The sequence below is a fragment of the Pyxidicoccus fallax genome, assembly GCF_012933655.1.
Classification (GTDB): Bacteria; Myxococcota; Myxococcia; order Myxococcales; family Myxococcaceae; genus Myxococcus; species Myxococcus fallax.
In genome coordinates, this window is record NZ_JABBJJ010000418.1 from 1 (window position 1) to 9,834 (window position 9,834).

Sequence of the window (9,834 nt, forward strand, 5' to 3'; positions counted from 1 at the left end):
GCGGTGGGCGGTGGTGGGAATGGCGTTGCTGGTGGGGGCCTGTGGTGCGTCGGACGAGGACGGCAAGCGCGCGTCCGGCGACGCGCCGAGCGGTCCCGGCCCCTGGCCCACGGACGCGGTGAAGGACTACTCGGCTGCGTACGAGCTGGGCTCCGGCGTGCAGAGCATCGGCGTCGACGAGGCGCACAACCTCTGGTTGCTGCGCGGCGCGGAGATTGGCGTGCTGCGGCCCGGAGACGCGAAGCCCACGTGGACGCGCGGCGTGGGACAGGCGGCGGGCGGCTTCGGGCGGGACAAGAAGGCGCTGGGCTCCACCGTCATCTGCGGCGGCGAGGCGGGCCGCGCGTACGTGGGCTACCACACCTACGAACTTCAACGGGAGATACCGGGGAAGCCGCACGCGTACATTCCCGCGCCCGGCGAGCCCTACTACAGCGACGCGCGCTTCGCGGAGTACCAGAAGGGCGACCTGGACGCGGTGCGCCTGGAGTCCGACGGCACGGTGGTGCTGGAGGAGCACCTGTGGCGCAGCGTCGGCGTGTCCGGTGGCAGCCAGCAGCTCGGCATCCGCAACACCAATGACTTCCACTACGACGAGGACCGCTCCGTCCTCACGTGCCAGCGGGTGACGCGCGGCCGCGACAAGGGGGACCTCTACATCGGCACCAACCACGGCGTGACGCTGATCCGCGGCCTCACGTACAACAGCCACCGTCACGCCGCGTGGTACGCCGAGGGCGAGTCGCTCCAGGCGGGCTTCAACTGGGGACTCGGCATCGGGCCCGACGGCGAGGTGCTGGTCGCCAATGACTGGATGGTGGGCATCCTCGAGCCCAACGGCGTGCTGGAGGACTTCGACAAGGAGCGCACCTGGGAAGGCCCGGTGCCCTGGCGCTACCGGGGCCACAACGCGCAGCTCAACAGCCTGGAGGCCTTCGACCACTGGCGCGCCATTGCCCGCACGCGGCAGGGCGCCACCTGGGTGGGAAGTCGCGACCACGGCCTGTGGCGCATGGACGTGAAGGACCGCTCCAGCGCGACCTATACCCGCGTCACTCCCCTGCCCTCCGACAACGTGACGGCGCTGGCCGCCACGGACGGCGGGAAGGTCTACGTGGGCACGAACGACGAGGGCCTGTGGCGCATCGAGGCGGACGGTGAGTCGCTCACCCGCGTGGACGACGTGAAGGGCAAGAAGGTGCTCCAGCTCGTCTACGACCCCACCGTGGCCCCGGCGGCGCTGTACGTGCTGACCGACGCGGGCCTCACCGTGCTGCGGGAGGACTGACGCGCCCTCACGGCAGCGGCTTCACCTCGAGCTGCTTCGACGCGAGGAAGTCCGCGTTGAACACCTTGGAGGCGTAGCGGCTGCCGTGGTCGCACAGGAAGGTGACGATGCGCAGCCCCTCGCCCTGGTGGCGGCGGGCAATCTCCCACGCGGCGCGCACGTTGAGCGCCGCCGAGGTGCCCACCACCAGCGCGTCCTCGCGGGCCAGGTGGTAGAGCGTCTCGACCATGTCCTGATCGCTCAGGCGCATCGCCTCGTCCACGCGGGCCCGGCGGAAGTTCTCGGTGAGGCGCATGATGCCGATGCCCTCGGTGATGGAGGAGCCGCTGCCCTCCATCTTCCCCTCGCGCACGAAGCAGTAGAGCCCCGAGCCCGGAGGGTCCACCAGCACCACGCGCAGCGCCGGGTTCTTCTCCTTCAGGAAGCGGCTGACGCCGGACATCGTCCCGCCGCTGCCCACCGCGGCGACGAGCACGTCCACGCGGCCCTCGCACTGCTCCCAGAGCTCCGGGCCCGTCGTCTCGTAGTGGAAGTCGCCGTTGGCCGGATTCTCGAACTGGTTCGCCCAGAACCAGCCGTGCTGCTCCGCCAGGGTGCGCGCCTGGTGGAAGAAGTGGAGCGGGTTGGCGAAGGGCACCACGGGCACCTTGCGGACCTCCACGCCCATGGCCTCCAGCAGCTCGTATTTCTCGCGGGCCTGGTTGTCAGGCATCGTGACGACCACCCGGTAGCCGCGCTCACGGCCCAGCAGGCCCAGGCCGATGCCGGTGTTGCCGGCGGTGCCCTCGACGATGGTGCCGCCCGGCTTGAGCAGGCCCTGCTCCTCCGCGCGGCGGATCATCCCCTTGGCGGCGCGGTCCTTGATGCTGCCGCCCGGGTTCATGAACTCGGCCTTGCCGAGGATGTCACAGCCCGTGCGCCGGCTCAGCGAGCCGATGCGCAACAGCGGCGTGTTCCCCACCGCGTCCCAGAGAGAGCCCACCCGTGGCGCCATGCGTGTGTCTTCCTCGTCGTGTCGGGCGCGCCCACCGTCATCAGTCGGCGCGCATCGCTTCCACGGGGTCCAGCCGCGCCGCGCGGGCGGCCGGGTAGATGCCGAACAGCAGCCCCACCCCGCAGCTCATCACCAGCGCCAGGCCCACCGCCCAGGGCGGCACGGACATGGGGAAGCGCAGCACCCAGTCCACGAGGAACACCAGGCCGAAGCCCAGGCCCACGCCCATGGCCCCGCCCATCAGCGCCAGCAGCACCGCCTCCGTGGCGAACTGCCCCAGGATGCGTCGCTTCTTCGCGCCCAGCGCCTTGCGCACGCCAATCTCGCGCGTGCGCTCCATCACCGACACCAGCATGATGTTCAGGATGCCGATGCCGCCCACCACCAGCGACAACAGGCACACGCCGATGCCCGCGATGGTGATGACGATGGAGAGCTGGTTGAACGACGCCGTCACCGACTCGTTGGTGTGGATTTCGAAGTCGTTGGGCACGTTGGCCTCCACGCCGCGCCGTCGGCGCAGCAGCGTGGTGACCTCGTTCTGCGCCTTCTTGAACAGCTCCGGGTCCTTCGCCTGCACGTCGATGTCCAGGGAGCGGCTCTTCCCGTAGAGCTGCTGGAAGACGCGCAGGGGCATCATCACCTGGTTGTCCATGCTGAACATGCCCAGCATGCTCCCGCGCCGCTGCAGCACGCCAATCACGCGGAACGGCCGCCCCTTGATGCGCACCTCGTGGCCCACCGGGTCGATGCCCGGAAACAGCACGTCCGCCACGTCCGTGCCCAGCACCACCACCTGCCGCCCGTCCAGCGCCTCCACGTCGTTGAAGTAGCGCCCGGACTGCACCGACACGCCGCTCGTCAGCGTGTAGTTCGTCTGCGTGCCGTAGACCTGCACGCTCGGCTGCGTCTCGTTGGCGGCGGTGGCGATCTTCTGCCCGCCCTCGTCGTCCGTGGGCGCCACCACGCCCACCGACGGGCAGGACTGCTCGATGGCGCGCACGTCGTCCATCTCGAGGGGCTTGCGCTTGGCGTACTTCGCCCAGTTGATGCGGCCGAAGCCGCCCGCGGGCCACTTCGTCACCTGGAAGGTGTGGGCGCCCATCCGGCCCAGGTCGTTGTTCACCTTGAGGCGCAGGCCCTCGATGAGCCCCATCATGGTGATGACCGTCGCCACGCCGATGACGATGCCCAACAGCGTCAGCAGCGAGCGCAGGGGGTTGCCGAAGAAGGTCCCCAGCGCCAGCCGCAGGTTGTCCAGGAAGGCTCGCATCGCGTCACTCGTACCGGAGGGCTTCCACGGGGTCCAGGTTCGCCGCGCGGGCCGCCGGCCAGATGCCGAACAGCAGGCCCACCAGCGCGGCGAAGCCCACGCCGCCCGCCACGGTGCCCGCCTGCACGTCCGCCGCCAGCGGGGTGATGAGCGAGACGACCTTCGCCGTCCCCAATCCCACCGTGGTGCCCAGCAGGCCTCCCACCGCGGACACGCTCGCCGCCTCCATGAGGAACTGGAAGACGATGGTGCGCTTGCGAGCCCCCAGGGCTCGACGCACGCCAATCTCGCGCGTCCGCTCGCGCACGGACACCAGCATGATGTTCATGATGCCGATGCCGCCCACCAAGAGCGTGATGAGCCCCACGCCCACCGCCACGCCGTAGAGCGCGCCGGTGAGCTGCTCGTACGTCTGCGCCATGGCTTCGGGCTTGTTGATGGAGAAGTCGTCCGGCTGGCCCGGCGGCGTGGAGCGGATGCGCCGGAGGATGCCGACGAGCTGGTCCTCCGCCTGCTTCAGCTTCGAGGCGTCCTCCACCGCCATGGCAATCTCGATGCGGCGGCCCTTGCCGAAGCTCGAATAGAACGTCTTGAAGGGGATGAAGACCACCAGGTCCATGCTCTGGTTGAGGACCTTCCCCTTGCGGCTGAGGGTGCCCACCACCTGGAACGTGCGGTTGTCCACGCGGATGGTGCGCCCCAGGGGGCTGATGCCGGGAAACAGCCCGTCCGCCACTTCCGTGCCGATGACGGCCACCGGCCGCGTCGTCTCGTCGTCCGCCTCCGTGAGGAAGCGCCCGGCGGTGACCTCGTACCCGGAGATGGCGAGGTACTCCTGCGTCACGCCCTGGATGCGCACCGTGGACAGCTGCTCGCCACCGTGCTCCACGTCGGACACGCGCTGCACCGACGGCGACAGCGCGGTCAGGAAGGGCGCCGCGTGCCGCAGCCGCTCCACCTGGTCCAGCGTGATGTCCTTCCGGTTGCGGTACATCCACCAGTCGCCCTTGATGATCCACGGGAACTTGGACACGTAGATCGTGTTGGCCCCGAACGTGGCGAGCTGCCGGTGGAAGGACGTGTTGAGGCCCTGGATGATGCCGACGATGGCCAGCAGCGTGGCCACGCCGATGCCGATGCCCATCGTCGTCAGCACCGTGCGCAGCCGGTTGGCCTTCAGCGAGAAGACGGCGATGCGAGCGCCCTCCACCACATCCACCCGGACGCCCTGCGGCAACTTCAACTTCATGTGCCCCCCGCCGCCATCACCGACTGGCCGATGCCCAGCGCCACCTCGCGGCCAGGGCCGTCGGCGACGACCTCTCCGTCACTCAGGCGGATGGCCCGGGGGCAGCGCGCCGCCAGCTTCGGCTCGTGCGTGACGAGCACCAGCGTGTTGCCCGCCTGGTGCAGCTCCGCGAACAGCCGGACGATCTCCTCGCCCGTGGCGGAGTCCAGGTTGCCCGTGGGCTCGTCCGCCAGCAGCATGGAGGGCTCGGCCACCAGCGCGCGGGCAATGGCCACGCGCTGCCGCTGACCACCGGACAGCTCGTTGGGCCGGTGGTGCATGCGGTGCGCCAGCTGCACCTTCTCCAGCGCCGCCGTGGCCCGGGCCTTCCGCTCGCGCGCGGGGATGCCGCGGTACACCAGCGGCAGCTCCACGTTGGCCAGCGCCGTCTCGCGCGGCAGCAGCTGGAACGTCTGGAAGATGAAGCCAATCTCCTCGTTGCGGATGACGGCCAGCTCGTCGTCGCTCATGCGCGACACGTCCTTGCCGTTGAGCGTGTAGCGGCCGCTGCTGGGCGTGTCCAGGCAACCGAGCACGTTCATCAGCGTGCTCTTGCCAGAGCCGGACTGGCCGATGATGGCCACCCACTCGCCGCGGCTGATGCCGAAGGAGACGCCGCGCAGCGCGCGCACCTCCTCGCCACCCACGTGGAAGACGCGGGTGATGTCCTGCACCTCGATGAGCTTGCTCGCGTTGCCGCCGTCACTCACGACTTACGCCCACCCTTCATGCCACCCGGGCCCTGGCCGGGCTGGGGCTCGCGGACGTTGTCGCCGTCGCTCAGCTCCTTCGACAGCGTCCGGTAGGGGCCCTCCACCACGCGGTCGCCGTCGCTGATGCCGCTGACGATCTCCAACTCCGTGTCGGAGGCGATGCCCGTCTGCACGCGGCGCACCTGCGCCTTGTTGTTCGCGTCCACCACGAACACCACCTTCGCCAGCGACTCGGTGCGCTTGGCCGTCAGCCCACCGCCCTCGATGGGGGCCTTGTAGTCCGGCAGCGTGCGCTCCGAGCGCACCGTCACCGCCTGGATGGGCACCAGCACCACGTCGTTGCGCGTCTCGGCGGAGATGCGCACCTCGGCGCTCATGCCGGGCAGCACGCCCGGAGGGCGCGAGTCCAGCGCCACCGTGACGGGGAAGCTCGTCACCTCCGCCTCGGTGCCCGCGTTCTTGATGAGCGCCTTCTGGGCAATCTCCACCACCGAGCCCTGGAACGTCTGGCCCTCGAGCGCGTCCAGCGACACCTCGGCGGGCTGGCCCGGCTTGAGGTGCACCACCTCGTGCTCGCCCACCTCGAACTTCACCTCCATGGCGCTGAGCGCGGCGATGGTCATCACCACGTCCTCGGACAGGTCCGAGCCACGCACGCGCTCACCCACCTCGCGCGACAGCTCGATGACGTTGCCGTCGATGGGCGACTGCAGCGTCGTCTTGGCGAGGTCCGTCTGCGCCTGGTCCACCATGGCCACGTTGCGGGCCAGCAGCTGCCGGGCCGCCGCCAGCCGCGCGTCCGCGGTGTTCTTCGTCGCGCGCGCCGTGTCCACCTCGGCCGCGGACGCCAGCCCCTTCTTCGACAGGTCCTCCACGCGCGCCAGCTCCTGTGCGCTGCGCGAGACCTCCACCTCGGCCACCTGCGCGTCCGCGCGCGCGGCGTTCTGGGACGCCATCGCCTGCTTCACCGCGGCCTCGTAGAGGCGCTTGTCGATGCGGCCCAGCACCTGGCCCTTCTTCACCGGCTCGCCGTCCTTCACGAGCAGCTCCACCAGGTCTCCGGAGAGGCTGGAGGAGATCTTCACCGTGGTGGCCGCCTGCACCTTGCCCGCGCCGGTGATGGTGCGGGTGATGGTCCCCTTGCGCGCCTTGGCGATCTGCACCTCCTGGGACGGCGGCGGCCGCTCCTTGAGTCCGCCGGCGGTGATGGCCGCCGCACCCAGGAACAGCACACCGGCAATGGCACCCTTCCACCACTTCATTTCGTCTCTCCCGGGCTCAGGGCGCCCATGGCCCGCATCAGCGTGAAGCGGGCGATTTCGACATCAATCCTATTTTCCAGCAAGCTCAGCTCCGCCCGCGTGAGGCTGAGCTGGGCGTCGCGGACCTCCAGGGTGGAGCCCGCGCCGGCGCGGAAGCGCTCCTCCGCCAGGCGGAGTCCCTGCACGGCGGCCTCGCGGTTGTCAGCGGCCAGGCGAGCGGCCTCCAGCTGGGCCAGCAGGCTGCGGTGCGCCTGGCGGACGTTGGCTTCGATTTCCCGCGCCGACTGCTCCAGGACGAGCTGCGCCCGGCGGATGGCGGCCTCGGCGCGGCGCGTCTGGGCACCGGTGGCGAAGCCGTTGAAGAGGTTCCACGTGAGGTTGACGCCCGCCGTGAAGTTGTTCTGCAGGCGCGGCTCGGTGAACACGTCCTCCGCGTCCGGACCCTGGCGCGAGTAGCTGCCCTGCGCCGCCAGCCGGGGGATGTAGTCCGCCCGGGCGATGGCGCGCTGCAGCTCGGCCGAGCGCACCTGGAGCTGGAGCGCCTGCAACAGCGGCCTGCGCTCCCGGGCCTGGGCGAGGGCGATGTCCATGCCGGGCGCCGGGGCGGGCTCCTGCGTGAGGACGCCGGGGTCCACCGCCAGCAGCGGCTCGGTGCCGGGCCGGGCCAGCCAGATGGCCAGGTTCGTCTGGTCCGTCACCAGCTGCGCCAGCGTCTCCGTGAAGGTGATGCGGTCATTGCCCAGGTTGACGAGCGCGGTGATCTCCTCGTTCTTCCCCACGCGGCCCGCCTGGAAGAGGGCCCGGGCGCGCTCGAGCTGCTCCTCGCTGCGCTTGACGGTGGCCTCCAGCACCTGGAGCGACGCCTGCGTGCGGAACAGCGCGAAGAAGCGGCGGATGGCCTCCAGCTCGGAGGTGTCCGCCTCCTCCACCGCCTGGCTCTTCTCCGCGTCGCGCAGCACGCCGCTCTGCTCGAGCTGCTTGAAGCGCGCCCGGTCGTAGAGGATCTGCGACAGGCTCAGGCCCAGGTCGTACTGCTCGAAGTCGTTGGAGGGCGTCTCCACTTCCTGGGTGACGAACGTCCCCGGCGCGGTCGGGTTCGGCACGGTGACGACGGCCCGCCGCCGGCCCTGCCAGAGCTTGCCGGCGGAGGCGTTGAACGACAGTTGCGGCAGCAGCGCCGAGCGGGACACGCCCACGTCGGCCTCGGCGGTCTCCACGTCGAGCAGGGCCTGGAGCGCGTTCGTGTTGCGGCGGCCCAGCGACCGGACCTCGTCGAGGGTGATGGGGCTGGTGGCCTCCGGCGCCACGGCGGGCGCGGTGGCGGGCGTGGCCGCGGGGGCCGGGGCCGGCGTGGCGGGCTGCGTCGCGGCCGGAGCGGAGTCCTGCGCCGCGGCGGGCGCGGCGGCGAGCAGGGCGGAGACGATGAGGGCGTTCATCGCGGACCCCCTCCCACCACCACCACCGCCGGCAGGCCGACCATCGTCACGCCCGCGTACATGACGTACAGCACCAGGGCCAGCGCCACCGCGCGGCTCCGGCGCATGCCGGTGGCGGCGGAGAAGCCCAGCCCCAGCAGGCACGCGCTCCAGAGGTTGAAGAAGTCCACCGTCGACGCCAGCCGCGCCATCTTCGGGCTCAGCCCCGTCAGCACCGCTCCCAGGTGGGACGGCACCAGCTGCTCGGCGCGCGCCTCCGTGAGCGTGTGCTGGGCCGCGGCGCAGAGGGTGAAGATGAGGTGGTAGAGCGCGATGGGCAGCATCGCCAGGGCCGCCGCGGACAACAGCCGCTCGAAGGACGCCTTCTGGTCGAACAGCCAGCCCACCATCCATAGGGCGCACGCCAGCAGCAATGTGAGCAGGGGCATCACGAAGACGCCCTTGGCGATGCCGCCCACCAGCGCCTTGCGCGTGGCCGTCTGGATGTTGTCCGTCAGGTCCGCTTCGGACATGCCGGCCAGCTGCCCCATGCCCTGGAGCTGCCGGATGACATCCGGCGCGGCGTCCCAGCGGAGGGAAAAGAGCGTCCCGGAGGCGGACACACAGAGTGCGAGGATGAGGAGAGGCCACACCCAGCGGTGGGCCTCGACGGCGGTGCGGGTCCCCTCTAGAGGATCAACGAAGACGCGAACCGGTTGGACGAGTGAGGTCATAGTGTTGAGTGTCTCGGAGCGATGTACGGCACTCGCCCTCAGGCAATTGCCCGGCCACCCGAATTGACGCGGAGAACGGGCAGGCAGCCAACCGAATTCCGCTATTTGGGGCTTTCTACCTCAGTGTTTCAGCGGACATGTAGCGACCTGTAGCGGAAATTTTGCCGGAGGCCCGGGGAGGGTGTATTCCGCTCGCCTGCCCGCTTGCCGGAGCTCGAATGGTCGATAGCACGGATCTCGCGCAGGTACTCCACGAGGCGAACGACATCGCACAGAGCGTGGTGCAGAGGCTCACCTCGGCGCACGTGCTCCTGGCCCTGTTCACGGTGGAGAACCGCGCCCAGCTGCTTTTGAAGGAGCGGGGCGTCGACGAGGACTCCCTGTTGCAGTTGCTCACGTCTGCTCCGACAGAGTCGGATGGTGTCGTACGTGAGCTGCGGGAGAAGACGCGGGAGATTGCCACCAGCCTGGGCTCCGGGGAAGCCGACTGCCTGCACCTGCTCATCGCGGTGACGCGGGTGCGGTGCGCGGCCAACGAGCTCTTGCAGCTGGCGGGGTTGGATCTGGCGACGCTGCGGACCACGGCCATGGCGTTCTTCACCAGCGGGCGGATGCCCCGCTTCCTCCAGACGGGCCGCGCGCAGGCGCTGGGGCACCGGCCGCCCGTGAGCCGTCCGGTGGGTGCTCCTCCCTCGCCCCTGCCGCTGTCCGCGGTGGCGGTGAGCATGCCACGCGCGATTCCGGGCGCGCCACCCACGCCCCTGCCGTCGCGGCCGTCGCGCTCCACGCCCGCCCTGTCGCCGAGGGACCTCATCGACGTGGACGACTCGGAGAGCGTGTCCTCCGCGCCCGTCCTCCCCCCTGCCC

Annotated in this window: 8 protein-coding genes and 1 pseudogene; 2 read left to right on the forward strand and 7 right to left on the reverse strand. The window is 70.3% G+C overall.

The annotated features are described in order from the left end of the window. Positions 1 to 1,288 (forward strand): ligand-binding sensor domain-containing protein (locus tag HG543_RS47220; protein ID WP_211194650.1); only part of this gene is annotated, 1,288 nt, incomplete at its 5' end. 7 nt (positions 1,289 to 1,295) lie between these two features. Here HG543_RS47220 and HG543_RS47225 read toward each other — a convergent pair. From HG543_RS47225 to HG543_RS47255, 7 genes are read right to left on the reverse strand one after another with little or no spacing between them, the layout of a single operon-like run. After that, positions 1,296 to 2,282 (reverse strand): cysteine synthase A, encoded by a 987-nt coding sequence (locus HG543_RS47225; RefSeq protein WP_169351542.1) that lies wholly within the window; start codon positions 2,280 to 2,282, stop codon positions 1,296 to 1,298. Between the two features lie 40 nt (positions 2,283 to 2,322). Continuing rightward, complete coding sequence (locus tag HG543_RS47230) at positions 2,323 to 3,555, reverse strand: ABC transporter permease (RefSeq protein ID WP_169351543.1); 1,233 nt, start codon at positions 3,553 to 3,555, stop codon at positions 2,323 to 2,325. Between the two features lie 4 nt (positions 3,556 to 3,559). Continuing rightward, entirely contained in the window at positions 3,560 to 4,804 is a 1,245-nt protein-coding gene (locus HG543_RS47235) for an ABC transporter permease (RefSeq protein ID WP_169351544.1), read from the reverse strand. Next, the gene (locus tag HG543_RS47240) at positions 4,801 to 5,553 is read right to left on the reverse strand and encodes an ATP-binding cassette domain-containing protein (protein ID WP_169351545.1); all 753 of its coding nucleotides are present in this window, start codon (positions 5,551 to 5,553) and stop codon (positions 4,801 to 4,803) included. The genes HG543_RS47235 and HG543_RS47240 overlap by 4 nt, the downstream gene beginning before the upstream one ends. Next, positions 5,550 to 6,818 (reverse strand): efflux RND transporter periplasmic adaptor subunit, encoded by a 1,269-nt coding sequence (locus tag HG543_RS47245; protein WP_169351546.1) that lies wholly within the window; start codon positions 6,816 to 6,818, stop codon positions 5,550 to 5,552. Before HG543_RS47245 ends, HG543_RS47240 begins: the two co-directional genes overlap by 4 nt. Continuing rightward, positions 6,815 to 8,254, reverse strand: a complete 1,440-nt coding sequence (locus HG543_RS47250; RefSeq protein ID WP_169351547.1) for a TolC family protein — start codon at positions 8,252 to 8,254, stop codon at positions 6,815 to 6,817. Before HG543_RS47250 ends, HG543_RS47245 begins: the two co-directional genes overlap by 4 nt. Continuing rightward, on the reverse strand, positions 8,251 to 8,886 hold the full coding sequence (locus tag HG543_RS47255; protein WP_343073615.1) for a YIP1 family protein: 636 nt from the start codon (positions 8,884 to 8,886) through the stop codon (positions 8,251 to 8,253). The genes HG543_RS47250 and HG543_RS47255 overlap by 4 nt, the downstream gene beginning before the upstream one ends. 299 nt (positions 8,887 to 9,185) lie before the next feature. Here HG543_RS47255 and HG543_RS47260 point away from each other — a divergent pair. Next, positions 9,186 to 9,834 (forward strand): annotated as a pseudogene (locus HG543_RS47260) (Clp protease N-terminal domain-containing protein); the annotation flags it as partial.

Coding starts and splice junctions, on each gene's coding strand:
- HG543_RS47245 (WP_169351546.1), bottom strand. CDS start 6,818: ATGAAGTGGTGGAAGGGTGCCATTGCCGGTGTGCTGTTCCTGGGTGCG.
- HG543_RS47235 (WP_169351544.1), bottom strand. CDS start 4,804: ATGAAGTTGAAGTTGCCGCAGGGCGTCCGGGTGGATGTGGTGGAGGGC.
- HG543_RS47225 (WP_169351542.1), bottom strand. CDS start 2,282: ATGGCGCCACGGGTGGGCTCTCTCTGGGACGCGGTGGGGAACACGCCG.
- HG543_RS47230 (WP_169351543.1), bottom strand. CDS start 3,555: ATGCGAGCCTTCCTGGACAACCTGCGGCTGGCGCTGGGGACCTTCTTC.
- HG543_RS47250 (WP_169351547.1), bottom strand. CDS start 8,254: ATGAACGCCCTCATCGTCTCCGCCCTGCTCGCCGCCGCGCCCGCCGCG.